A 24,200-nucleotide genomic window follows, 5' to 3' on the forward strand; every position below is an offset into this window, starting at 1 on the left:
TCAACGTGCCGGGGTCACGGACGACCGTGCGCAGCCGCTCCCGCAGCGGGCCCTCGATGGGCTGATACACCTCGGGGATCTCCCGCCCCGTCCACAGCGCGACGCGAGTGCGCTTGGACCCGGCGATCCGGCGTATCTGCAGCACCGTCTCGGGGAGCAGCCCGGCACCGACCACCGCGAGGGTGGCGACGGCCGTGAACAGCAGCACGGTGATGTAGATGATCGTCGCGAAGGCCAGTGCAGCGGCGAGCGCCAGCTGGACCGTGGCCCGCGCCGCCTGCCACACCGTCTCTCGCATGCGCACAGGTTAGACCGACCGGCAATGGGAGGGTGGGAGAAGGAGCGGGGTCTGGTGCGTGCAGCTGCAAGGCGGAGGAGGGAGTGAGGGCGGAGCCATCGCGACCGACGACAACGCGGCAGATGTGCGTGCCAGACCCCGCGACGCCGCCCTCCCATTGCCGGTCGCTCTAAGGCGAACAGCCGCCCGTGCGGACGAACGAGCGAGCACGGTGCGGTGCGGTGCGGTGCGGTGCGGCCCACTGCACCACAGGTCCGGGAGGGCGCTCCCTCGTCGCGACGATGTTTCGACGGCATCGTCGATCTCGGCGGACGACACCCCGCTGACCTCGGAGAACAAAGCGAACAGGACCGGCGTCACAACGCCCTGAGCGCCGCCGCCGTAGCCCGGGCCAGGCTCGCCAGATATCCCTTCGGCAGCTTGGGTCCGCGAACCACGACCGCACGCCAGTACAGCGGCCCGGACATGAGGTCGAGCGCGAGTTCCTGGTCGATCCCCTCACGCACCTCGCCCCGCGCGGCAGCCGCCGCCACGATCCCGCTCGCCACCCCCTGCTGGCCCTCCCGCAGCGCCTTCTGCATGGCCTCCGCGATGTCGGGATTGCGGGCGGCCTCCGCCTGGAGATCCGGGATGATCTGCCCGGCGACGGGATGGCGCAGGGCACGGGACGTGACCTCGTACAGCAGCCGCAGGTCGCCCTCCAGGGAGCCCGTGTCGGGTGCGGGCAGCCCCTGGACCGCGACGGCGGAGACCAGGTCGAGGACCAGGTGGAGTTTGGACCGCCAGCGCCGGTACACCGCCGTCTTGCCGACGCCCGCGCGGCGCGCGATGCCCTCGATGGACATCCGGGCGTAGCCGACGGCCGCGAGTTCCTCGAAGACGGCGGCCCGAATGGCTTCGGTCACATCCTCCCGCAGTACGGCCGCCCCGGCCGGAGCCCTCCGCCGCGGAGCGGCCTTCCCGGCAGTACCCCGGGCAGCACCTCTGGCCGCACCCCCGGCAGAGCCTCCACGAGAGCTGCCACCAGCGCCTCCCGCCGCACCCCCCGCGGCACGTGCGGCAGCACGTGCGGTCGTCGTGTCGGCATTCGTCGTCATGCGAACCAGCATAGGCCGTTACGACGAAACGGTTGCGTTCCGACGTAAGAACGGCCTAGTCTCGCGTTGCGACGATACGGACCCGTCCCGACGCAAGAAGATGGCAAAGACGGCACAGGAAACGTCAAGGACGGACCTCGCGCACCCCCACCCCCCGAGCGAAAGCAGCGGATGTGAGCCAGGTCCTCCACACACCGCCCCCTACAGCAACACCAGGCCCCCCCACCGACGACCCCGAGGCGCTGGCCGCCCGGTACGGCCTCACCGTCAGCGGCGCCCGCCCGTCCCTGCCCGAATACGTTCGCCAGCTGTGGGCACGGCGCCACTTCATCACCGCCTTCGCCACCGCCAGGCTCACCTCCCAGTACAGCCAGGCGAAACTCGGCCAGGCCTGGCAGGTGATGACCCCGCTGATGAACGCGGCGGTCTACTACTTCATCTTCGGCATCCTGCTCGGCACCAAGCACGGCGTGCCCGACTACATCCCCTTCCTGGTCACCGGCGTCTTCATCTGGACGTTCACGCAGAGCTCGATCCTGTCCGGCACCCGGGCCATCTCCGGAAACCTCGGCCTGGTGCGTGCCCTGCACTTCCCGCGGGCCGCGCTGCCGGTCTCCCTCGCGCTCCAGCAGCTCCAGCAGCTGCTGTTCTCGATGGCCGCGCTGGTCGTGATCCTGCTCGTCTTCGGCGTACCGGTGAGCCTGTCCTGGGTGCTGGCCGTCCCCGCCCTGGTCCTGCAGTTCATGTTCAACGCGGGCATGGCGATGATCCTGGCCCGGATGGGGGCGAAGACGCCGGACATCGCGCAGCTCATGCCCTTCCTGCTGCGCACCTGGATGTACACCTCGGGCGTCATGTGGAGCATCGACAAGCTGACCGCCGGCAAGGACCTGCCCGGCTTCGTACTGGTCCTGCTGAAGGCCAACCCCGCGGCCGTCTACATAGACCTGATGCGGTTCGCGCTCATCGACAGCTTCCACGCACACCAGCTGCCGTCCCACGTGTGGGCGCTGGCCACGGGCTGGGCACTGCTCGTCGGCGTCGGCGGTTTCATCTACTTCTGGAAGGCTGAGGAGACGTACGGCCGTGGCTGACCCCATCACGATCACCAAGGACGCCCCCGTGAGCGCCCCCGACGCCGACAGCGTCCCCACCGTCATCGCCGACCGCGTCGACATCGTCTACCGGGTCAACGGCACCGGCGCGGGCCGCGGCAGCGCCACCGCCGCCCTCAACCGCATCGTGCGCCGCAAGCAGGCCGAGAAGGCCGCGGGGGTGCGCAAGGTGCACGCCGTCAAAAGCGTCTCCTTCACGGCGTACCGGGGCGAGGCCATCGGCCTGATCGGCACGAACGGCTCGGGCAAGTCCACCCTGCTCAAGGCGGTCGCGGGCCTCCTCCCGGTGGAGAGCGGCAAGATCTACACCGACGGCCAGCCCTCACTGCTGGGCGTCAACGCGGCCCTGATGAACGACCTCACCGGTGAGCGCAACGTCTACCTCGGCGGGCTCGCCATGGGCATGTCGCGCGAGCAGGTGAAGGAGCGCTACCAGGAGATCGTCGACTTCTCCGGCATCAACGAGAAGGGCGACTTCATCACCCTCCCGATGCGCACGTACTCCTCCGGTATGGCGGCGCGACTCCGGTTCTCCATCGCCGCCGCCAAGGACCATGACGTGCTGCTGATCGACGAGGCCCTGGCGACCGGCGACCGCTCCTTCCAGAAGCGGTCCGAGGCCCGCATCCGTGAGCTGCGCAAGCACGCGGGCTCGGTGTTCCTGGTGAGCCACAACAACAAGTCGATCCGGGATACGTGCGATCGGGTGTTGTGGCTGGAGCGCGGTGAGCTCCGCATGGACGGGCCCACGGAGGAAGTGCTGAAGGAGTACGAGAAGTTCACCGGTAAATAGGGGCTCGGGTGGGGGCCTCAGCGCTCCAGGAACGCGAACAGGTCCTCCCATCTCCGCACGATCTCGTCCGTCGTGTAGCGCTGGATGTTGACGCGTGCCGCCTCCCCCATCCTGTCCCGCAGCTCCTTGTCGGACATCAACGTGTCCAGCCTGCGGGCGAGTTCGGGGGTGTTGCCGGGGGCGGCGAGGAGTCCGTCCTCGCCGTCCCGGACGATCTCGTGGACGCCGGGCGCGCAGTCGAACGCGGCGCACGGCAGGGCGCCGGCCATGGCCTCCATCAGGGCCAGCGGGAAGCCCTCCCCGCGTGAGGACAGGACGAAGACCGAGGCGGCGCGCAGGGCGCCCGGCACATCGCCGGTGGGGCCCCTCCACTCCACCGAGTCGTCGAGACCGAGGGCCGTGCACTGCTTGCGCAGGATCTCCTCCTCCTCGCCGGAGCCGTAGAGGCGCAGGGTCCAGTCGGGGTGGCGCGGCGCGACCTCGGCCCAGCTGTCGAGGAGCATGTCGATGCCCTTCTGGTGGTGCAGCCGGCCGACACTGACGACGACGTTGCCGGTGCGGGGCGAGGGCACCTCGGGCGTGAACGGGAGCGGGTTCGGCATGAAGGAGGCGTTGTTCATGCCCTGCCGGATCCACAGGTCGGCGTCCTCGCGGGTGAGCGCCAGCATGCGGTCGACACCCTTGTAGTGCCGCAGCACCCGCTGGAAGCGCGAGGTCGTCCGCGCGTACTTGAAGGACTCGTGGCTCATGCCGATCACGGTGCGGCCACGGGTGTCGGCCATCTTCACCCACTCCATGGCCCACACCTGGGTGACGATCACGACGGCGCCGGGGCGTGCCTCCCGGAACAGCGCGGTCAGCCTGCCGGCCTGTTCGCGCATGCTCTCCTCACGGGCCGGGCCGGTACGCGGTGGCTGACCGTCGTACAGCGTCGTCATCGGGTACGGAACCTCGCCGAGCTCCTGCGCCTCCTCGGGCGGGGTGATGCCGATGATGTGCACCCGGTGCCCCCGCTCGGTGAAGAGGCGGGCCATCTGGTGCGACCAACTGGTCACTCCGCCCAGTTCGTTGACGCTGTTGGAGACGAAGAAGAGGTCCCGCCCGTTCTGGGCACTCACGCGCGCCTCCACCGGGCGAAGAACTGGTCGACGATGTCGCGGGCGGCGCTCCCCTTGTCGTACTCGCCGAAGTCCGCGACGAACCGCTCGCGCGAAGCCGCGTACTTCACCCGCTGCTCCTCCAGCGAGTCCGGCGAGTCGAGCACCGCGTACAGCTCGTCCTCGCTGCGGACGACCGGCCCGGGTGCCCGCTCCAGCAGGTCGAAGTAGGTCCCGCGGCCCTCGTGCACGTATTCCTCGTAGTCGTACGCGAAGAAGAGCATCGGCCGGTCGAGGAGGGCGTAGTCGAACATCGCGGACGAGTAGTCGGTGATCAGACCGTCGGCGAGGGTCAGCAGCGGCGTCATGTCGTGGTGTGCGGTGACGTCGATGACGCGGCCGCGTACCGACGGCGGGAGCACGATGTGGTTGAGGTAGTGCGAGCGGACCAGGAGGACATAGCGGTCACCGAAGGTGTCGGCGAAGCGCTCCACGTCGAAGGGCAGCTCGAACCGTCGTCGTTTTCCGCCGCTTTGGCGGAAGGTCGGGGCGTAGAGCAGCACCTCCTTGTCGCCCGGGATGCCCAACTTGGTCGCCAGCGGCCCGCGTTCACGCCAACCGGACGCGTCCTCGCGCTCCTTGGCCCGCAGGAGCGCGTCGTTGCGCGGATAGCCCACCCGCAGCAGCGCCCGCTCCTGGAGCCGGAACGCCCGTGCGAGGGTGCGCACATCGTGCTCGGAGCGGATCAAAAACCGGTCGAAGCGGTCCAGGGTGCGCTGCCGCTCCGCCTGCGCGGCCCGGGACTTGAGCTTCCACTCGGGCTCGTCGAAACCCATCCGCTTGAGCGCCGAGCCGTGCCAGGTCTGGATGTACGTGGTCTCGGGCCGCTTGGTGGCCTTCAGCGGGTAGCCCTGGTTGTCGATCCAGAACTCGGCCCGCGCGAGGGCCTTGAGGTAGGGGAGCGACCAGCGGCGCACCAGGGTGGCGTCGGCGGGGAAGCCCCGGGGGGTGTCCGCGTACGACCACACCGCCTCGAACTCCAGGCCCTGACGGCGCATCTCCTCGTAGATCGCCTTGGGGCTGTCGCTGTACTGGCGGCCCAGGTGGCTCTCGAAGACGACGAGGCCCTTCTTGATGGGCAGGCGGCTGAACACCTCGTGGTACAGGCGGAGTTTGGTGTCGCCGGAGGAGAGTTTCTTGCGCAGGTCCTTGGCCTTGCCGTAGCCGGACCTGGCGAGCCGCCCGGGCGGGCCGTGCACACCGCGCTGGACCAGCTCATCGGCCTTCTTGCCCGGGACGAGCCGGAAGGAGAGGTGACCGCGGGAGGAGACAACCGGCTCCATATGGTCGGCGACCAGCCGGGTCAGCCGGGGGCGGATGGCCAACTGCCCGGCGGCCAGTCCGGGTTCGGTGGCAGTGAGCCGGGTCGTGGTCCGTGCGGTCCTGGTGGGTACGCCGTCACCGTCGACGCCGACGTCGAGGTGGAGTCGTACGTCCCACACGGCGTCCACGATGCCCAGGGGCCGCAGCCTCTTCGCAAGGTCGGCCGCGGCCTCCCAGGCGATCGTCCCGCCCTCGTGCCGCACGGTGGCCACGGGGAAGCGGAAGGTCTGGAAGCGCACGCCGAGCCTGCGAGCGTAGAACTCCAGTTCCCCGGAGAGCCGGGCGCCGGGCGGGATCAGGCCGAGCGGGTTGATGACGCGCCCGGCCAGCCTGACCGTGCCACCGGTCTCCTCGTAGGCGGTCAGGGCGTTGCGCAGGAACATCCGCTCGACCGGCCTGGCGTGGTAGCCGAGTTCGGTGACGTCCAGGACATGCCGGCCGAAAGGGTCGTCGTCGATGTGCTCCGCACACCAGTACACCCGTCCGTCGCGCTCGACGAGCGGCGCGGAGATCTTGTCGCGGTTGATGAGCGTGTCCACGGCCGGCAGCAGGTTCGCCCAGTCGCCCCGCTGGAGGAGATAGCCGCAGATCGCGTGGATGGGCTCGGCCTCGTCGAAGGCGGCGCGGTCGATCGACTCCAGGTACTCGCGGGCGATCGCCGCGAACTCCTGCCGGTAGGACGCGTCCCGGAACGGCAGCTCACGCAGGTGCAGCACCAGGTCGTGCTTGAGCCACTTGACGTCCTTGGCGAACTTCAGCTCCAACAGGTTGTTGTCGGCGAGGAGGTGGTCGATCCTGCGGTGGATCTCCATGCGGTGCGCGAAGTTGGCGATCTCGTCGCGCCGGTTGCTGATCGACTTCGCCGCCGACTTCTCGACGACTCTCCAGTCGTAGACGCGGTTGGGGATGAGGGTGATGCGGCGAGCGGCCACATACGCCCGCGCGGAGAAGAGCAGGTCCTCGTAGTGGATCCCGACGGGGAACTCCAGCCCCTCATCCAGCAGGAACCGCCTGCGGTAGCACTTGTTCGTCGACAGGGTGTCGAAGACCAGCAGGTCGGGCAGCTCGGAGATCGACTCCAGGGTGCGGGTGCGCTCGTACAGCCAGGGGTACCACTGGACCTCCTTTCGCGTGCGCGAGTCGACATGCACCCGGACGCACAGGCCGGAAACGAGGTCGGCGCCGGTGGTCTCGGCCGCCTCCAGCATGTTGCGGCAGGCGTTGCGCTCCAGCACGTCGTCGCTGTCGAGGAAGAGGACGTAGTCGCCGCGGGCCTGCTGGATGCCGTGGTTGCGGGGGGCACCGCAGCCGCCGCTGTTCTCGGGCAACCGGAAGGGGCGCACCCGGCCCGGATGCTCTGCGGCCAGCCGCCGCGCCACCTCGTACGAACCGTCCGTGCTCCGGTCGTCGACGATGACCACCTCGACGCTCCGCAGCGTCTGGTCGAGGACGGAGCGCACGGCCGTGGGCAGCCGGGCGGCGTCGTTGTAGACGATGACGACGACGGATACGGAGACGCCGGACCGGGCGGGATCTACGCTCATCTCACTAATCGTAGACAAAGCGGACAGTCATACTGTGCTATCGGCCGCCCTTGGCGGGTGAAATCACCTGAAGGGCGTACGCGAACGGGGGCGCCCCGGCCTTGATGGCCGGGGCGCCCCCATCGACGTACGAGACGTACGAACCGTACGACCTACGCATGACGCCCTACGCATGACGCCCTACGCATGACGCCCTACGCATGACGCCCTACGCATGACGCCCTACGAATGCGTCCGCAACAGCGTCCGCATCGTGCGCATCGCCACCGACAGATTCGCCAGGTCGAACGAGTCCGAGCCCTGGATCTCCTCCAGGGTGGTGCGGGCGCGGCCGAGGATCGCCGCGTTCTTCTCCTCCCAGGCCTTGAAGCGCTGCTCGGGAGTCGAGGTGCCGTTGCCGACGGAGAGGACGTCGGCGGTGAGCGCCGCGTGGGCCGCGTACAGGTCCTCGCGGATCGAGGCACGGGCCATGGACTGCCAGCGGTCGGCGCGCGGCAGCTCGATGATGCGGTCCATGAGCTGGGTGATGCCCAGGCGGTCGGCGAGGTCGTAGTAGACCTCGGCGACGGCCATCGGGTTCTTGCCCGTGCGGTCGGCCACCGCGACGATGTCCAGCGTCGGGAAGGCGGAGGAGAACCCGGCCACCCGCGTGGCGAGCTCCTCCGGGACGCCGGCCCCCACCAGCTCCTCGTAGATCCGCTGGTACCACTCCAGGTCCGCGCCACGCAGCAGCTTGGGCAGCACGCCCCACACCTGCGCGACCCCCTCCCGGAAGAAGGAGATGTTCTCGGCGAGCTGGAGCGGCTGCGGCCGGTTGTTGAGCAGCCAGCGCGTGCCGCGCTCGACGAGGCGGCGCGAGTGCAGCCGGATACGGGTCTGGACACCCGCGTCGACGACATTGTCGAGCCCCTCGACCGCGTCCCACACCTTGCTCGACTCGAAGATCGCGCGGGCCGCGGTCTGTGCCCGGACGATCTCCTCCAGCGAGGCGCCGGTCTCTTCCCGCAGGCGGTGCAGGAAGCTCGTACCGCCCGTGTTGACCGTGTCGTTGACCAGGACGGTCGTCACGATCTCACGGCGCAGCGCGTGCCCCTCGATCTGCTCGCGGAAGTTCTCGCGCAGCGCCGTCGGGAAGTAGGCGAACAGCAGGTTCTGCAGATGCGGGTCGTCGGGCAGCGAGGTGGCGAGCAGCGCGTCGGCGACCGTGATCTTCGTGTACGCGAGGAGGACGGCCGTCTCCGGACCGGTCAGCCCCTGTCCGGAGTTGAGCCGCTCGCGGATCTGCCGCTCGGTGGGCAGGAACTCCAGGGCCCGGTCGAGGTGGCCCTCCCTGACCAGGGTGCGCAGGAAGCGCTGCTGGGCGTGGAGCATGCTCGGGGACTGGGCGAGCGCGTTGGCGATCGCCACGTTCTGCGCGTAGTTGTTGCGCAGGACCAGGGCGCCGACCTCGTCGGTCATCTCGGCGAGCAGCTTGTTGCGCTGCTTGACGGTCAGGTCGCCGTTGGCCACCACCGCGTTGAGCAGGATCTTGATGTTCACCTCGTGGTCGGAGGTGTCCACGCCCGCGCTGTTGTCGATGGCATCCGTGTTGATCCTGCCGCCGTGCTGGGCGAACTCGATCCGGCCGAGCTGGGTCAGGCCCAGGTTGCCGCCCTCGCCGACGACCTTGACGCGCAGGTCGGCGCCGTCGACGCGGATGGCGTCGTTGGCCTTGTCGCCGACGTCCGCGTGCGTCTCGTGGGACGACTTCACGTACGTACCGATGCCGCCGTTCCACAGCAGGTCGACCGGCGCCTTGAGGATCGCCTTCATCAGGTCGGCCGGGGTCATCTTGGCGGTGCCGGGCTCGATGCCGAGGGCCTCACGGATGTGCGCGTTGACCGGGATCGCCTTGGCGGTACGCGGGAAGACGCCGCCGCCGGACGAGATCAGCTCGGTGTTGTAGTCGGCCCAGCTGGAGCGCGGAAGTTCGAAGAGGCGGCGGCGCTCGGCGTACGACGTCTCCGCGTCCGGGTGCGGGTCGATGAAGATGTGCCGGTGGTCGAAGGCGGCGACGAGGCGGATGTGCTCGCTGAGCAGCATGCCGTTGCCGAACACGTCACCGGACATGTCGCCGACGCCGACCACGGTGAAGTCCTCGGCCTGGGTGTTCACGCCCAGCTCCCGGAAGTGCCGCTTCACGGACTCCCAGGCGCCGCGGGCGGTGATGCCCATCTTCTTGTGGTCGTAACCGGCGGAGCCGCCGGAGGCGAACGCGTCGCCGAGCCAGAAGTTGTAGCTCTGCGCGACCTCGTTGGCGATGTCCGAGAACGTCGCGGTGCCCTTGTCGGCGGCGACGACGAGATAGGTGTCGTCCTCGTCGTGCCGCACGACCTCCACGGGCGGCACGATTTCACCGGCGACCATGTTGTCGGTGATGTCGAGCAGCGCCGAGATGAACGTCTTGTAGCTGCGGATGCCCTCCGCCAGCCAGGCGTCGCGGTCCACGGACGGGTCGGGCAGCTGCTTGGCGACGAAGCCGCCCTTGGCGCCGACCGGCACGATGACGGTGTTCTTCACCATCTGCGCCTTGACCAGCCCCAGGATCTCCGTCCGGAAGTCCTCACGCCGGTCGGACCAGCGCAGACCGCCGCGCGCGACCTTCCCGAACCGCAGGTGCACGCCTTCCACCTTCGGCGAGTACACCCAGATCTCGTACGCCGGTCGCGGCGCCGGCAGGTCCGGGATGGCCTGCGGGTCGAACTTCATGGAGACGTACTCGTGCGGCGTACCGCGCACCGTCTCCTGGAAGAAATTGGTGCGCAGGGTCGCCTTGATGACGGTGAGGAAGGAGCGCAGGATCCGGTCCTCGTCCAGGCTGGCCACCTGGTCGAGCGCCAGGTCCAGCTCCTCCGTCAGGGCGTCGGTGAGCTCGACACCGGCACGCTGGCGCTCCGGCGACATCCGCGCCTCGAACAGCGAGATCAGCAGCCGGGTGGTGTGGACGTTGTTGCGGAGGGTGTCCTCCATGTAGTCCTGGCTGAACGTGGAGCCGGCCTGGCGCAGGTACTTGGCGTACGCACGCAGCACCATCGCCTGGCGCCAGTGCAGCCCGGCGGTCAGGACCAGGGCGTTGAAGCCGTCGTTCTCGGCCTGCCCGGTCCAGGTGGCGGCGAAGGCCTGCTGGAAACGCTCGCGGCCGTCGTCGCCGAGGGAGTCGCCGTTGTGGATCAGGGACTTGGGCAGGCGCAGCCCGAAGTCGTAGATCCAGGCGGTCGTCCGGTCCGAGCAGCGCAGCTCGTACGGGCGCTCGTCGGTGACCTCGACGCCGAGGCGGTTGAGGGCCGGGAGGACCGCGGAGAGCGAGACCTGCTCGCCGGTGCGGTAGATCTTGAAGCGGCGCTCGCCGGCACCGGCGTTCACCGGCTCGTAGAGGCTGAGCGCGAAGTCCTTGCTCGGGTCCTGCGTGAGCGCTTCGAGGTGGACCAGGTCGGCGACGGCGGCGCGCGGGGTGTGGTCGGCCTTGTAACCCTCGGGGAAGGCGTTGCCGTACCGGCGCAGCAGCTCGGCCGCGCGCTCCTCGCCGCACTCGGCGTTCAGCGCCTCGGCGAAGGCGTCGGCCCAGGAGCGGGCGGCCTCGACGAGCCGCGCCTCGATCCTCTCCTTGTCCACATCGCTGAGCTGCGGCAGCTCGGTGCCCTGCGGGACCCGGACCACGAAGTGCAGCCGGGAGAGGATCGACTCGGTGTTCCAGGCCGTGAAGTCGACGTTGGTGCCGCCGAGTTCCTCCTTCAGGATGTCGATGATCCTGAGGCGTACGCCGGTGGTGTAGCGGTCTCGCGGGAGGTAGACGAGGGCCGAGTAGTAGCGCCCGTACTCGTCCTGGCGCAGGTAGAGCCGCAGCCGCCGCCGCTCCTGGAGGTACAGGACGCTGGTGACGATGGAACGCAGCTCGTCGGGGGGCGTCTGGAAGAGCTCGTCGCGCGGGTACGTCTCCATGATCTGGAGCAGGTCACGGCCGTCGTGGCTGTTGGGCGAGAACCCGGCGCCGCGCAGGACCTCCTCGACCTTGCGGCGGACGACGGGCACACGCCGCACGGACTCGGTGTACGCGGCCGAGGAGAACAGGCCCAGGAAACGCCGCTCGCCGACGACATTGCCGTCCGCGTCGAACTTCTTCACACCGATGTAGTCGAGGTAGGAGGGGCGGTGCACGGTGGCCCGGCTGTTCGCCTTCGTCAGGACGAGGAGCTTGTGCTCGCGGGCCTTGGCACGGGCGTCTGCGGGCAGCCGCTCGAAGGACGGGCTGACCGGGTGGCTGTCCTCGCCGGCGTGGTGCGGGTCGGCGCGCAGGATGCCGAGTCCGGTCCCGGCCACGGCGGCCAGCGAGTCGTCGTCCCGCAGCTCGTACTCCCGGTACCCCAGGAAGGTGAAGTGGTCGGCCGCCAGCCAGCGCAGCAGCTCCCGGGCCTCCTCGACCTCCTGGTCCCGCAGATCGTCCGCGGTCGGCTCCTTGGGCAGCTCCTCGGCGATGCGCAGCGCGGCGTCGCGCATCTTCTCCCAGTCCTCGACGGCCTCGCGGACGTCGGACAGGACACGCAGCAGATCGGCGGTGATCTGCTTCAGATCGGCGCGGTCGGTCTCACGGTCGATCTCGACGTGGATCCAGGACTCGATGTGCGCGTCGTGCGGAAGCTCCTCCGCGGTGGGCCGGCCCGGCAGCACCTCGATGAGCTTGCCGGTCAGTTCACGCCGTACGACGACCTGCGGGTGGATGACGACATGGATCCCGCGCCCCTGCCGGGACAGTTCATTGGTGACCGAGTCGACGAGGAAGGGCATGTCATCGGTCACGACCTCGACGACGGAGTGGCTGCACGTCCAGCCGTTCTCCTCGACGGTCGGCGTGTGGACCCGCACATTGGCCGTGCCCTGCGGGCGATTCTCGGCCAGTCGGTAGTGCGAGACGGCGGCTCCGAAGATGTCCACCGGGTCACGGTCGGCCAGGTCCTCCGGGGCGGTGTGCAGGTAGTAGAGCTGGAGGAACGCGAGCACGGTGTCCCGGTCAGGGGTGCCCTCGCCCGTCGTCCCAGTCGGTAGGTGCCCCCCGACCGGACTGTTCTCAGCTACCCGGGCAGCCCTCTCGAGCAGCTCGGCCTTGGCTTCGTCCAGCTTGGTCTGCATTGTCCTCTGGCTCCTGTCGCGCGCCGTTGCGTGACGTAGAAGGAAGTACGGTCGCTTCTCCGACATGACGCAACGACACGGGGTGTCCGGTCTGGTTCGACGCTATGCCGCATGGAGAGATGAGCGGGGGTTTATCGGCCATTTTCGGCGCCCGCGGCGACTGTGACGCTGATCTCCGCGTCTTCAGAGCCCGGGGTTTCCTCGGCGTACGGACTGCGTGTGCCGTCCCGTCCCGCCCGCGAGGATCAGCGACCGCCGCCCGGCCACGGATGTCTTCCGTGCTGTTCGGGCGCAGGGCAGGGGCAGTGTTGCCCCCGCGAGATATCGCGCTGATCACGCCACCAGGCTATCGCTCCCCACCCGGGCCCCGTCATGAGCCGTATGTGTACAAAACCGGGGGTCGAACTTTGACACTCTGCACAGGGACGAAAGGGACGACAACGTGCAGTGCGGCTTGCATTGCCCTGCGAGGTGCGGCTTGCATGGAGGTGCGGTACGGCTTGTCCGGGGTACTGCGGCTGGAGACCTGCGGAAGCACTGCTTGAAGCCCTGCGTGAAGCCCTGCTCGAAGGGAGCGACACCGACATGTCAGCGAAGATCCTGATCGTCACCGGCGACGCCGCGGAGTCACTGGAGGTCCTGTACCCCTACCAGCGCCTGCGCGAGGAAGGGTACGAGGTCCACATCGCGGCCCCCACCTGCAAGAAACTCCGCTTCGTCATCCATGACTTCGAGCCCGGCTTCGACACGTACACGGAGAAGCCCGGCTACACCTGGCCCGCCGACCTCGCGTTCGCCGACGTCGACCCCGGCCAGTACGCCGCCCTGGTCATCCCCGGCGGCCGCGCCCCCGAGTACCTCCGCAACGACCCCGAACTCCGCAAGATCCTCAAGTCCTTCTTCGACACGGACAAGCCGGTGGCCCAGATCTGCCACGGCCCCCTCCTGACCGCGGCCGTCGACGCCCTGAGCGGCCGCCGCGTCACGGCGTACCCGGCGCTGGAGCTCGACATGCAGGCAGCCGGCGCCACCTTCCACGACGCGGAGGCGGTGGTCGACGGCACGCTCGTCTCCGCCCGCGCCTGGCCGGACCACTCCGGCTGGATGCGCGAGTTCCTCACGGTGCTGCGCGCGAAGGCGCCGGTGAGCTGAGCTCGGCTGCAGGCGGACGGTGTGCGGCTGCCCCGCCGAAGAGGGCAGCCGCAACGTCCCTTCTTCGCCACTGCCCGGCACGAAAGCGGCGGGACGCCTGCCCTACGGCTCCACCGCGTCGAGCGGGTCCACGCCGCAGGGCAAGCCAGGCCGGTGGCCCGCTGGACCGGCCAGGCCGATCAGGCCGCCAGCCGCTCGGCCTCCTCGACCGCCTCCGCCAGGCTGTCCACCACGGGCACGCCGACCTCTTCGAGGCTGGCGCGGCCGTGCGATCCGCCGGTGTAGAGCACGGCCCGCGCACCCACATGCAGGGCGGCGACCGCGTCGTCGGCGGCGTCCCCGATCACCACCGTGCGCTCCGGATCCACACCCGCGAGTGACCCTATGTGCCGCACCATGTGCTCGGCCTTGCTGCCGCCGGACGGTCCGGTCCGCCCGTCCACCCGCACGAAGTGCGGCTCGATCCCGAACCCCCGCACCAACGGAACCAGCTCCTCATGCACGTACATGCTCAGCAGCGACTGGCTCCGCCCCGCCGACCGCCACTCGGCGAGCAGCCCCGCCGCCCCTTCGGTGAGCTCGCACGTGGTGCGATGCTCCGCGTAGTACCGATGGAAGGTCTCGTCCATGATCTGCCACTCGGCGTCCGTCGGCAGCCGCCCCATCAGCCGCTCGTAGAACTTCGGCACCGGCACGCAGTACAACGCCCGGTAGCGCTCCAGCGTGATCGGCTCCAGCCCCAACTCGGCGAACGCCGCGTTCGTCGCCCCGATGATCGCGGCGTTGTCGTGGAACAGAGTCCCGTTCCAGTCCCACACAATGTGCGCTGCTGCTCCGTGCTTCCCCATACCAAGAACGTACCCGCCCGCGCTGACAACGGCTCTCAGTCGTCCAACCCCACCAGGTTGGGAATCTCCTGCGTCGCGAACCACAACAGCTCGTGATCCTCGGCCCCGTCCACGATGAACTGCGCGTCGCCGTCCCCGTGATCCGCGGCCCCCAACGCCGCCACGGCAGCGGCGACATCCTCCTCGGCGTCATCGGCGTCGACATGCACCGCGGCCGCCTTGGCCAAGGGCACGGCCCCGGCCCCGGACACCCGCACCTCACCGAGCGCCGCCGCATCCAGCCCTCGGTCGGGATCGGCGACTGCGGCCCGGTCAGGAACGTCGACCGCGACGACGACCCGGCGCCGCACGGTTCCCGGCTCTCCCGCGAGCAGCCGCAGCGAGGCCTGCGCGGCCCGGTTCAGCGCCGCGTACTCGAGCTCCTCGATGTCGTCGGAGAGATACCACTCGCGCAACGCGGGCGTGACGGCGTACGCGACGAACGGTCCCGCTCCCAGCTCCCCCGTCTTGTACGCCTCGGCGAGACCGGAGAGGGTCAGGGGGACGTAGACGCGCATGGCTGGCCGCTTTCGTAGTCGGAGGGCTCCGAGAAGGGCGTTACGGCGCCTCCCGGGAGGGCCTTCAGGATACGTGCGGGTGTCCCCTTTCGGGTCCCGGGTCATACACCGTGCGGCGTCCACCCCAGGCCCGCGATTCACCCGGTACACCCCGGCCCCGGCAAGGATCCCGCCCCTGCCTGTCACCCTGATAGGTGAACCTCCCGGCCGCCCCGGCGCGCGTCGGACGTCCTTGCCGAGGCCCACTCCCGCCTCGTAGAAGATCTCCAACACGAAAGTTACCGCCCGGTACAACTCGGGCCGCAGCGAGCGGGGACACGCATGAACAAGGTGATGACGAGGACGAAGCGCCATCCGGGAGCCCGCCCGCCCGGTCGTCACGACACCCGCCGCCCCGGCAGCACCCCATCCCGCGCCCCAGGCACGGGCACCCCCCGTCCAACACCGGGAGAGGGCCCACCACCGTCGCCCTCGGCCGCAGACGCCTTCCGCACAGCGCCCCCAGGCACCCGCCACCTCGCGGCGGCACCGACCGCAGGCCGCCCACCGACGGCACCAACCACCGCCCCACCACCGGCACCCTCGCCGACCGGCGCCCCGCCGCTCACCAGGCCCGCCACACCCCCGCGGGGACCCGCTCCCCAGCCCCGCCCCACCGACCTCTTCGCCGACCGCCTCCTCGCGGTGCTCAGCGGCCACCGCCCCGTGCACTGCATGCTGCGCCACACCGCGGGCCGGGCCTACGACGAACTGGCCTGGCTCGCCGAACGCGGCCCCCTGCGCGCCCGCGGCACCCGCCCGGTCGTCCGCGACATCGGCTACGACGTCCCACGCCCCGGTGCGATCGAGGCCTTCGCCCGCATCGGCGCCGGCGACCAGCTCCGCGCGATGGCCTTCCGTCTGGAACAGGGCCCCGACCTCCGCTGGCGCTGCACCGCGGTGGAACTGGGCGGTCCCCGCATGCCCCGCCCGGACGACGACTGAGCAACGCGAAGGGCCGGACACCCAAGGTGCCCGGCCCCTCACAGCTCAACCGCGGACCGCTCAGCCCTCTCGGACGGAACGGTCACCGGACCCCGGTCGGGACCCCAGCATCACTTCACCTCTTGCGGCCATCACTTCACTTCTTGCGGCGACGCCCGTTGCTCTTCTGCTGCTTGCGGCGCTCCGCGCGCGTGAGGCCGTCCGCCTCGGAACGCACGGGCTCCTCGTCGTCGCTGGCGAAGTCGCCCTCGACGATGCCGCCCTCGCCGTCCACGGTCGGCGCGGAGAAGTGCAGCCGGTCGGGACGCTGCGGGGCGTCGAGCCCCTTGGCCCGGATCTCGGGACGCGCACCCGCGGGGACGGCGTCCTCCTTCTTCTCCAGCGACGGCGCGGTGTCCTCGACCGGAACCTCCTCGACCTGCTGCTCGACCTGGACCTCCAGGTTGAACAGGTAGCCGACGGACTCCTCCTTGATGCCGTCCATCATGGCGGAGAACATGTCGAAGCCCTCGCGCTGGTACTCGACCAGCGGGTCCTTCTGCGCCATGGCACGCAGGCCGATGCCCTCCTGGAGGTAGTCCATCTCGTAGAGGTGCTCGCGCCACTTGCGGTCCAGCACGGAGAGCACGACCCGGCGCTCGAGCTCACGCATGATCTCGGAGCCGAGCTGCTCCTCGCGGCTCGCGTACTGCTCGTGGATGTCGTCCTTGATGGACTCCGAGATGAAGTCGGCGGTCAGACCGGCACGGTCGCCGGCCGCCTCCTCCAGCTCGTCGACGGTGACCTTCACCGGGTAGAGCTGCTTGAAGGCGCCCCACAGCCGGTCGACGTCCCATTCCTCGGCGAAGCCCTCGGCGGTCTCGGCCGCGATGTACGCGTCGATCGTGTCGTCCATGAAGTGCTGGATCTGCTCCTGCAGGTCCTCGCCCTCCAGGACACGGCGGCGCTCGCCGTAGATGACCTCGCGCTGCCGGTTGAGCACCTCGTCGTACTTCAGGACGTTCTTGCGCGTCTCGAAGTTCTGCTGCTCGACCTGCGACTGGGCGGACGCGATCGCGCGCGTGACCATCTTGTTCTCGATCGGCACGTCGTCGGGAACGTTCGCCATCGACATCACGCGCTCGACCATCTGAGCCTTGAAGAGTCGCATCAGGTCGTCGCCCAGCGACAGATAGAAGCGGGACTCGCCCGGGTCGCCCTGACGCCCGCTGCGACCGCGCAGCTGGTTGTCGATACGACGGGACTCGTGCCGCTCGGTACCCAGCACATAGAGCCCGCCGAGGTCCTTGACCTCGTCGTTCTCCGCCTTGACGGCCTGTTCGGCCTTCTCCAGGGCGGCGGGCAGGGCGGCAGCCCACTCCTCGATGTGCTCCTCGGGGTCGAGGCCGCGCTGACGCAGCTCGGCCTCCGCGAGGTCCTCGGGGTTGCCGCCGAGCTTGATGTCCGTACCACGACCGGCCATGTTGGTGGCGACGGTCACGGCGCCCCTGCGCCCGGCCTGGGCAACGATGGTCGCCTCCCGGTCATGCTGCTTGGCGTTCAGCACCTCGTGCTGAATACCGCGCTTCGAGAGCTGCTGCGAAAGATATTCGGACTTCTCGACCGACGTCGTACCGACGAGGATCGGCTGGCCCTTCTCGTGCTTCTCGGCGATGTCGTCGACCACCGCGTCGAACTTGGCGACCTCGGTGCGGTAGATCAGGTCCGACTGGTCCTTGCGGACCATCGGCTTGTTGGTGGGGATCGGGACGACGCCGAGCTTGTAGATCTGGTGGAACTCGGCGGCCTCGGTCATCGCCGTACCGGTCATACCGGAGAGCTTGCCGTAGAGGCGGAAGAAGTTCTGCAGGGTGATCGTGGCGAGCGTCTGGTTCTCGTCCTTGATGTCCACCCCTTCCTTCGCCTCGATCGCCTGGTGCATGCCCTCGTTGTAGCGGCGGCCGGCGAGGATACGGCCGGTGTGCTCGTCGACGATCATGACTTCGCCGTCGATGACGACGTAGTCCTTGTCCTTCTTGAAGAGCTCCTTGGCCTTGATGGCGTTGTTCAGGTAGCCCACGAGCGGGGTGTTCACCGACTCGTACAGGTTGTCGATACCCAGCCAGTCCTCGACCTTGGCGACGCCGGGCTCATGGATGGCGACGGTGCGCTTCTTCTCGTCGACCTCGTAGTCCCCGGTCTCCTCGATGCCCTTGAGGGTGTTGCCGGCCTCGCCCCGCTTCAGGCGGGTGACCAGCTTGGCGAAGTCGCCGTACCACTTGGTGGCCTGGTCGGCCGGGCCGGAGATGATCAGCGGCGTACGGGCCTCGTCGACGAGGATGGAGTCGACCTCGTCGACGATCGCGAAGTTGTGGCCGCGCTGCACCAGTTCGTCCTGCGACCACGCCATGTTGTCGCGCAGGTAGTCGAAGCCGAACTCGTTGTTCGTGCCGTAGGTGATGTCGCACGCGTACTGCTCGCGGCGCTGGGCGGGCGTCATGTTGGCGAGGATGCAGCCGACGTTCAGGCCCAGGAACTTGTGGACGCGGCCCATCATTTCGGAGTCGCGCTCGGCCAGGTAGTCGTTGACCGTGATGAGGTGAACGCCGTCTCCGGAGAGGGCGTTCAGATATGCGGGCAGGGTGCCGACGAGCGTCTTGCCCTCACCGGTCTTCATCTCCGCGACATAGCCGAGGTGGAGCGCGGCGCCGCCCATCATCTGCACGTCGTAGTGACGCTGGCCAAGGACGCGCTTGGCGGCCTCGCGCACCGTCGCGAAGGCCTCGGGCAGCAGGTCGTCGAGGCTTTCGCCGTCGGCGTACCGCTGCTTGTACTCATCGGTGAGGGCCCGCAGCTCGGCGTCGGAGAGGTCGACGAAGTCCTCTTCGATGGAGTTGACCTGGTCCGCGATGCGGTGCAGCTTGCGCAGGATCTTGCCTTCGCCTGCACGCATGATCTTCGAGAGGACGGACACGGGGGTTTGTCTCCTTGCCGGTCGGGCCTGGGACGGTCGGTTTCAATTGACAGTTTCAAATCACAGCTTGAGCAACGGCCATCGTAAGCGAGGACCCCACCGCGCCGGGAGGTCTGCCCGTGACAGCCATGAGGACAACGGACAGGGGTTGCGTAAGGTGCCGCGCCAGCGCTGCGAAAAGTAACCGATTCGTCACCCACCGCAAAATAATGGCGCCCTTCGGTCGACCCGAGCAGAATCAGCCGATGGACCCCGTCACGCTGACCACCGACCGTCTGCTCCTGCGCACCGTGGGCTCGCACGACACCGACGCCGTGTACGACGCCGTACAGGACCCCGACATCCAGCGCTGGACCACGATCCCCTCGCCCTATCTCCGCGAGCACGCGTCAGGCTTCACGGGCCAGATGGTTCCCGACGGCTGGGCGGACGGCTCCGTGTTCACCTTCGGCGTCTTCGTCCCCTCCGGGGAACTGGTGGGCATGCTCGCGATCACCATGCACTCCTTGGGCGTCGGCGAGGTCGGCTTCTGGGTGGCCAAGGAGCACCGCGGCAACGGCTACATCACCGAAGCCACCCTCACCGCCTCCCGCTGGGCCTTCACGAAACTCGGCATCGACCGCCTGGAATGGCGCGCCGAGGTAGGCAACAAGGGCTCCCGCGCAGTGGCCGAACGAGTCGGCTTCACCCTGGAGGGCACCCTCCGCTCCGCCATCAACAACAAAGGCGTACGCCGAGACTGCTGGGTAGGTTCCCTCCTCCCCTCAGACCTGGGCCTCCCCTCGACAGCCCCGTACTTGCCGCCACCCTCCAGCCCGTCCGGCGTTTGAGGACGAGGCCGCCCAGGCCGAACGGGGGTCTGGGGGCAGAGCCCCCGGGAACGGGATGATGGGGGTCCCCCTGCTCGAGCGAAGCCGAGAGCTTGGGGTAGGGGCGGCGGGGGCGAATCAAACCCCCGCCGCCCACACCCACAAACCCGCAGGCCAGCCACATTGTCAGTGCCACCCCCTATCGTGCGGCCATGACGAGTCCCCGCCCCACCACAGAACTCTCCGCCGACGAGGCCCGCCGCATCGCCCTGCGGGCCCAAGGCTTCCTGGGCACCCCGAACCGCAGGGGCGGCGTCCGCGGAGTCCTGCGACACCTGGGCGCGGTCCAACTCGACACGATCTCCGTACTCGCCCGCTCCCACGAACTCATCCCGTACGCCCGCCTGGGCGCCGTAGGCCGCAAAACGGTCGACACCGCCTACTGGACGCCGGATTCCATCGGCGCCTCTCCGGCACGACCGCACGCCTTCGAGTACTGGTCCCACGCGGCCTGCATCCTCCCCATCGAGGAGTGGCCCCACTTCGCCTTCCGCCGCCGCGCCTACAGATCCCGCCCGCACTGGAACCACACTCTGCCGGACGGCACATACGACCAGGTCATCAAGCAGCTCCGTACCGAAGGCCCCCTCACCGCCACGGAGTTGGGCGGCGCCAAGCGGACCAGCGAGTGGTGGGACTGGTCGGGCACAAAGGTGGCCGTCGAGCGCGCGCTGATGTACGGCGAGGTGGTGTGCACCCAGCGCCGCGGCTGGAAGCGGGTGTACGACCTCGCCGAGCGCGCCGTCCCCGACGCCCTGCTCCATGACGAGCTGGACGACACGGAGTGCGTGCGCCGTCTGGTCGATCTGGCGGGCCGGTCCCTGGGCGTCGGCACGCGCGCGGACATCGCCGACTACCACCGCCTCAAGGGCGAGCAGGTCGACGCGGTGATCGCGGACTCGGGCCTGGTCCCGGTGACGGTGGAGGGCTGGGGCAAGCCGGCCTGGGCCGACCCGGAGGCGCTGGAGACTCCCCCGCGCGGCCGCCACCGTACGACGCTGTTGTCACCGTTCGACTCGCTCATCTGGGAGCGGGCCCGGACGGAGCGGATCTTCGGCTTCACCCACCGCCTGGAGGCGTACACGCCCAAGCCGAAGCGCGTGTACGGCTATTTCGCGATGCCGGTCCTCGCCGGCGGCCACCTCGTCGGCCGCGTGGATCCCGCCCGCGAGGGCCGCACACTGGTCGCCAAGCAGGTCACCCTGGACGGCGCCAAGGCCGTCCCCGCGGTGGCCCAGGCCTTGGTGGAGGCCGCGAGCTGGGTGGACTGCACGGACGTACGCGTGGAGCGCATGGACGCCCCGGAGCTGCGCGACCCGCTCAGCAGGGAGCTGTCCCGCATCCTCGCATAACCCGACTAGCGGATCTCGAGGATCTTCTCCCGCATCGCGTACACCACCGCCTCCATCCTGGAGTGCAGTTGCAGCTTCTCCAGGATGTTGCGCACGTGGTTCTTCACCGTGTTCTCGGAGATGAACAACTCCTTGGCGATATCCCGGTTGTTCATCCCTGTTGCGACGAGCTTGAGAACCTCCAGCTCGCGATCCGTGAGCCGCGGCGCGGGCACCAGTCGGCGCTCGTCCGTCCGCTGGATCATCGATTTGAACTCGGTGAGCAGTTTCGACGCCATCGAAGGGCTGATCTGCGACTGGCCGTCCGCCACCGCGCGAATGGCCGTGGCCACCTCGTCCGTCGAAATCTCCTTGAGGAGGTAACCGGTCGCGCCCGCCTTGATCGCGTCGTAGAGGTCGGCCTCCTCGTCGCTGATCGTCAGCATGATGATCTTCGCGCTGGGCGCTACCTCCTTGATGGAGGTACACGCCTCGATGCCGCCCCGTTTCGGCATGCGTACGTCCATCAGCACGATGTCCGGGAGCAGGTCGGCCGCCTTGTCGACCGCCTCCGCCCCGTCCCCCGCCTCGCCGACGACCTGGATGTCCTCCTCGGCCGCGAGCACGATCTCCAGACCGCGGCGGAAGAGAGCGTGGTCGTCCACGACGAGGACCCTGATGGGCTCCTTGCGTGGAGAGCCCGCGCTCGGGCCCATGCCGACGACGCCGTCGGCATCCTCGTCACGCATCGGTCCGAAGCTGTCCGCCATCGTTCCTCCCCCTGCAAGGCCGTGGCCCGTGTTCCTGTGCCATCGCCAACCCAAGGCAACGGCCCACCGGTTGGGGCCGGTCCGGCCATGATTTCATGCCCGGACGACAGTGCGGTGACAGAGCGGGTCGCGAAGTGGTCGCACACCGGTGCCCCTGGGGGCGCACGCACGCTCCAGGGGCACCGGCTCAGCCGTCACCGGGGGCGGGTCAGCCGCCGAGCGCACCGCCCGGCGCGTCCGATTCGGCCTGGGCGACCATGGGGTCCGTACTGAGGTGGATGACGCCGTAGTCGTACGCGTGCCGCCGGTAGACGACACTCGGATCCTTCGTCTCGGAGTCGACGAACAGATAGAAGTCGTGCCCGACCAGCTCCATCTCGTAGAGCGCCTGGTCAAGCGTCATCGGGGCGGCCACGTGGGTCTTCTCGCGGACGACGAGGGGGCCTTCGCCCATGACCTCGAGGGGGCCGATCTTCTTGGTCGGCACGCTGTCCTTGTCGCCCTCGTGGACGACACTCCCGTTTCCGTTCAGCGTCGCCGCGCCCGGGACGTGGTCGGCGACCTCGGCGGCCGAGAGCCTGCCGTTGCCACGGCGCGTGTAGCGCTTGTCGTGCTGCTTGCGCAGCCGGGCTTCGAGTTTGTCCGCCGCCAGATCGAGTGCTGCATACGGGTCGTTTGCCGCCGCCTCCGCCCGGATCACCGGACCGCGGGAGTGAAGCGTGATCTCCACTCGGTCGCAACGGTCGGCCTGCCGAGGGTTGGGCTCCTTGGACACCTCGACGTCGAGGCTGATCACCTTGCCATCGAGCTTCTGGATCTTCTCCAGCTTCAGCTTCTCGGCCACGTGCTTGCGGAACCGCTCGGGCACCTCGGTCTTGCGGCCCTTGACGACGATGTCCACGCAGAACTCCGTTCCCGGATAGCTCCGCTCCACTGGCGGAGCATCTCCCTTTTTGCACCAGGTCCCGGTGAGTCCCGGAACCTCGGACTTGGTGACTTCCACCTCCTCCTCCCCCATGGGCAAGATCTCCACCCCATTGCCGCGGGTGATTCAGAAACCCGCAGCACGGCATTCGGATACGCAAGGTACGGCCTGCACCATTGCCTCACAACCGAACATATCTCGCTCGGACGGATGTCGTCACCCTCTACTGCGGCATACCTCCGTTCAGGTGAATTGACTCGGTCATTACCTGCAACGATGGAAGTTCTCGGTCAGTTCCGGTTTATTTCGAAAGACGATGGCGAGGCAGCGACCACAGCCGCACAGATCATGGCGCCGACTCCGCCCGCACCCGCCATTCCCCGGGCTGTTCGCGTCCGGTCCGCACCGTCTGCCGTCACCTCCACCGTCCGTTCCCCCGTTGCTTCCCATACCGTCCCGGCGTATGCGTCGACGTCCGCCATCGCCACCCGCACGGCTCGCGAGGCCTCCGTCAGCGACGCTCCCGTCGTCATCAAGTCGTCCACGAGCACGACCCGGCCACCGCCCGCCAACAGCCGGGCACCACCGGCGGCCACCTCCAGGGCACTCGCGAGATTGTCCAGCCGCTGTCGCGCGTTGAGCCCTGACTGGTCCGCCACGGCGCGTCGCTGCCGCAGCACGGCCAGCACACGGGCCGACGTCCCCGTGCGCCGCAGTTCCCCCGCCGCCGCGAGGGCGATCCGCCGCGCCGGATCGTGGCCCCGCGCCCGCACCGCCCGCCGCGACGACGGCACGGGGACAAGCAGCACAGGTCCTCGACCGACTCCGTCGACACCCGCCCCCGACCGCGACCCAGACGGCCGACCGCCCGGACACCACGACTGTCCGCCACCCGTCGCGGGCCGACCGCCCTCGGACCGCAATGGCCCGTTCCGACGCCTCAGGAGCCCGTCCTGGGCCATGGACCACCCCTCCGCTGCCGGGAGGCACACCTGCCCCAGCCCTGCCCGCACGGCCCCCGCCAGGGCCGCTCCGAGCGGTGCCGCGAGTGTCAGCGCCCCCCGTTCCTTGTGGGCGAGGAGTGCCGCGCGCACCTCGTCCTCGTAAGGGGCCGCCGCGTGCACCACCGGCAGCCCAGACGGCTCCGGATCGGGTCGCACCCGGCGTGGTGCAGCCCCGCTCAGAGCGGCACGGCACTCCGGACAGAGCACCGTGCGAAGCCGTCCGCAGCCTCCGCACTCGGCCGGCAGCACCAGATCGGTGAGGTCCTGCCACCACCCCCGCATGCCCACCACTGTGCCAACGCGCGGGCCGACCGGCC

The 24,200-nt window shown here is 69.1% G+C and carries 16 protein-coding genes and 1 pseudogene; 6 read left to right on the plus strand and 11 right to left on the minus strand.

The genetic code is table 11. The features are described 5' to 3' along the window. Positions 1 to 298 (minus strand): sensor domain-containing protein (locus tag AB0D57_RS38885; RefSeq protein WP_362084772.1); only part of this gene is annotated, 298 nt, incomplete at its 3' end. A 356-nt stretch (positions 299 to 654) separates the two neighbouring features. After that, a pseudogene (locus AB0D57_RS38890) lies at positions 655 to 1,248 on the minus strand (TetR/AcrR family transcriptional regulator); the annotation flags it as partial. A gap of 320 nt (positions 1,249 to 1,568) precedes the next feature. Between AB0D57_RS38890 and AB0D57_RS38895 the strand changes: the two are divergent. Next, the gene (locus AB0D57_RS38895) at positions 1,569 to 2,489 is read left to right on the plus strand and encodes an ABC transporter permease (RefSeq protein WP_362084775.1); all 921 of its coding nucleotides are present in this window, start codon (positions 1,569 to 1,571) and stop codon (positions 2,487 to 2,489) included. Then, positions 2,482 to 3,303, plus strand: a complete 822-nt coding sequence (locus tag AB0D57_RS38900) for an ABC transporter ATP-binding protein (RefSeq protein ID WP_362084778.1) — start codon at positions 2,482 to 2,484, stop codon at positions 3,301 to 3,303. Before AB0D57_RS38895 ends, AB0D57_RS38900 begins: the two co-directional genes overlap by 8 nt. 17 nt (positions 3,304 to 3,320) lie before the next feature. On the opposite strand, the gene AB0D57_RS38905 is transcribed toward AB0D57_RS38900, so the two are convergent. From AB0D57_RS38905 to AB0D57_RS38915, 3 genes are all read right to left on the minus strand, one after another. Further along, positions 3,321 to 4,421, minus strand: a complete 1,101-nt coding sequence (locus AB0D57_RS38905; RefSeq protein WP_362084781.1) for a glycosyltransferase family 4 protein — start codon at positions 4,419 to 4,421, stop codon at positions 3,321 to 3,323. Beyond that, on the minus strand, positions 4,418 to 7,327 hold the full coding sequence (locus AB0D57_RS38910) for a CDP-glycerol glycerophosphotransferase family protein (RefSeq protein WP_362084784.1): 2,910 nt from the start codon (positions 7,325 to 7,327) through the stop codon (positions 4,418 to 4,420). Before AB0D57_RS38910 ends, AB0D57_RS38905 begins: the two co-directional genes overlap by 4 nt. 222 nt (positions 7,328 to 7,549) lie before the next feature. After that, on the minus strand, positions 7,550 to 12,490 hold the full coding sequence (locus tag AB0D57_RS38915; RefSeq protein WP_362084787.1) for an NAD-glutamate dehydrogenase: 4,941 nt from the start codon (positions 12,488 to 12,490) through the stop codon (positions 7,550 to 7,552). Positions 12,491 to 13,075: 585 nt separating this feature from the next. Between AB0D57_RS38915 and AB0D57_RS38920 the strand changes: the two genes are divergently transcribed. Next, complete coding sequence (locus tag AB0D57_RS38920) at positions 13,076 to 13,642, plus strand: DJ-1/PfpI family protein (protein ID WP_362084790.1); 567 nt, start codon at positions 13,076 to 13,078, stop codon at positions 13,640 to 13,642. Positions 13,643 to 13,821: 179 nt separating this feature from the next. Here the strand turns inward: AB0D57_RS38920 and AB0D57_RS38925 are convergent, their stop codons facing one another. Together AB0D57_RS38925 and AB0D57_RS38930 are read right to left on the minus strand one after the other, a co-directional pair. Continuing rightward, complete coding sequence (locus AB0D57_RS38925) at positions 13,822 to 14,490, minus strand: HAD family hydrolase (protein ID WP_362084793.1); 669 nt, start codon at positions 14,488 to 14,490, stop codon at positions 13,822 to 13,824. Between the two features lie 35 nt (positions 14,491 to 14,525). Continuing rightward, complete coding sequence (locus AB0D57_RS38930; RefSeq protein WP_362084796.1) at positions 14,526 to 15,047, minus strand: hypothetical protein; 522 nt, start codon at positions 15,045 to 15,047, stop codon at positions 14,526 to 14,528. 321 nt (positions 15,048 to 15,368) lie between these two features. On the opposite strand from AB0D57_RS38930, the gene AB0D57_RS38935 reads away from it, so the two are divergent. Continuing rightward, positions 15,369 to 16,031 carry an Rv3235 family protein gene (locus AB0D57_RS38935; RefSeq protein WP_362084798.1) on the plus strand — a complete coding sequence of 221 codons (663 nt, stop codon included), beginning with the start codon at positions 15,369 to 15,371 and terminating at the stop codon, positions 16,029 to 16,031. 136 nt (positions 16,032 to 16,167) lie between these two features. Here AB0D57_RS38935 and secA read toward each other — a convergent pair whose 3' ends face one another. Beyond that, on the minus strand, positions 16,168 to 18,984 hold the full coding sequence (gene secA, locus AB0D57_RS38940; protein WP_362084801.1) for a preprotein translocase subunit SecA: 2,817 nt from the start codon (positions 18,982 to 18,984) through the stop codon (positions 16,168 to 16,170). Between the two features lie 245 nt (positions 18,985 to 19,229). On the opposite strand from secA, the gene AB0D57_RS38945 reads away from it, so the two are divergent. After that, positions 19,230 to 19,814, plus strand: a complete 585-nt coding sequence (locus AB0D57_RS38945; protein WP_362084804.1) for a GNAT family N-acetyltransferase — start codon at positions 19,230 to 19,232, stop codon at positions 19,812 to 19,814. A 191-nt stretch (positions 19,815 to 20,005) separates the two neighbouring features. Next, on the plus strand, positions 20,006 to 21,205 hold the full coding sequence (locus AB0D57_RS38950; protein WP_362084807.1) for a crosslink repair DNA glycosylase YcaQ family protein: 1,200 nt from the start codon (positions 20,006 to 20,008) through the stop codon (positions 21,203 to 21,205). A 5-nt stretch (positions 21,206 to 21,210) separates the two neighbouring features. Here AB0D57_RS38950 and AB0D57_RS38955 read toward each other — a convergent pair whose 3' ends face one another. From AB0D57_RS38955 to AB0D57_RS38965, 3 genes are all read right to left on the minus strand, one after another. Continuing rightward, positions 21,211 to 21,954 carry a response regulator transcription factor gene (locus AB0D57_RS38955; RefSeq protein WP_362084810.1) on the minus strand — a complete coding sequence of 248 codons (744 nt, stop codon included), beginning with the start codon at positions 21,952 to 21,954 and terminating at the stop codon, positions 21,211 to 21,213. Between the two features lie 208 nt (positions 21,955 to 22,162). Then, positions 22,163 to 22,888 carry a ribosome-associated translation inhibitor RaiA gene (gene raiA / locus AB0D57_RS38960; protein WP_362084839.1) on the minus strand — a complete coding sequence of 242 codons (726 nt, stop codon included), beginning with the start codon at positions 22,886 to 22,888 and terminating at the stop codon, positions 22,163 to 22,165. A 281-nt stretch (positions 22,889 to 23,169) separates the two neighbouring features. After that, positions 23,170 to 24,165 carry a ComF family protein gene (locus AB0D57_RS38965; RefSeq protein WP_362084813.1) on the minus strand — a complete coding sequence of 332 codons (996 nt, stop codon included), beginning with the start codon at positions 24,163 to 24,165 and terminating at the stop codon, positions 23,170 to 23,172. Between the last annotated feature and the right edge of the window lie 35 nt (positions 24,166 to 24,200).

The sequence above is a fragment of the Streptomyces sp. NPDC048275 genome, assembly GCF_040652275.1.
In the GTDB taxonomy this organism is placed as follows: Bacteria; Actinomycetota; Actinomycetes; order Streptomycetales; family Streptomycetaceae; genus Streptomyces.

Excerpts from the sequence above, each read along its gene's own strand:
- AB0D57_RS38910 (WP_362084784.1), bottom strand. The coding sequence starts at position 7,327 with ATGAGCGTAGATCCCGCCCGGTCCGGCGTCTCCGTATCCGTCGTCGTC.
- AB0D57_RS38915 (WP_362084787.1), bottom strand. The coding sequence starts at position 12,490 with ATGCAGACCAAGCTGGACGAAGCCAAGGCCGAGCTGCTCGAGAGGGCT.
- AB0D57_RS38920 (WP_362084790.1), top strand. The coding sequence starts at position 13,076 with ATGTCAGCGAAGATCCTGATCGTCACCGGCGACGCCGCGGAGTCACTG.
- AB0D57_RS38925 (WP_362084793.1), bottom strand. The coding sequence starts at position 14,490 with ATGGGGAAGCACGGAGCAGCAGCGCACATTGTGTGGGACTGGAACGGG.
- AB0D57_RS38930 (WP_362084796.1), bottom strand. The coding sequence starts at position 15,047 with ATGCGCGTCTACGTCCCCCTGACCCTCTCCGGTCTCGCCGAGGCGTAC.
- AB0D57_RS38935 (WP_362084798.1), top strand. The coding sequence starts at position 15,369 with ATGAACAAGGTGATGACGAGGACGAAGCGCCATCCGGGAGCCCGCCCG.
- AB0D57_RS38945 (WP_362084804.1), top strand. The coding sequence starts at position 19,230 with ATGGACCCCGTCACGCTGACCACCGACCGTCTGCTCCTGCGCACCGTG.
- AB0D57_RS38950 (WP_362084807.1), top strand. The coding sequence starts at position 20,006 with ATGACGAGTCCCCGCCCCACCACAGAACTCTCCGCCGACGAGGCCCGC.
- AB0D57_RS38955 (WP_362084810.1), bottom strand. The coding sequence starts at position 21,954 with ATGGCGGACAGCTTCGGACCGATGCGTGACGAGGATGCCGACGGCGTC.
- AB0D57_RS38965 (WP_362084813.1), bottom strand. The coding sequence starts at position 24,165 with ATGCGGGGGTGGTGGCAGGACCTCACCGATCTGGTGCTGCCGGCCGAG.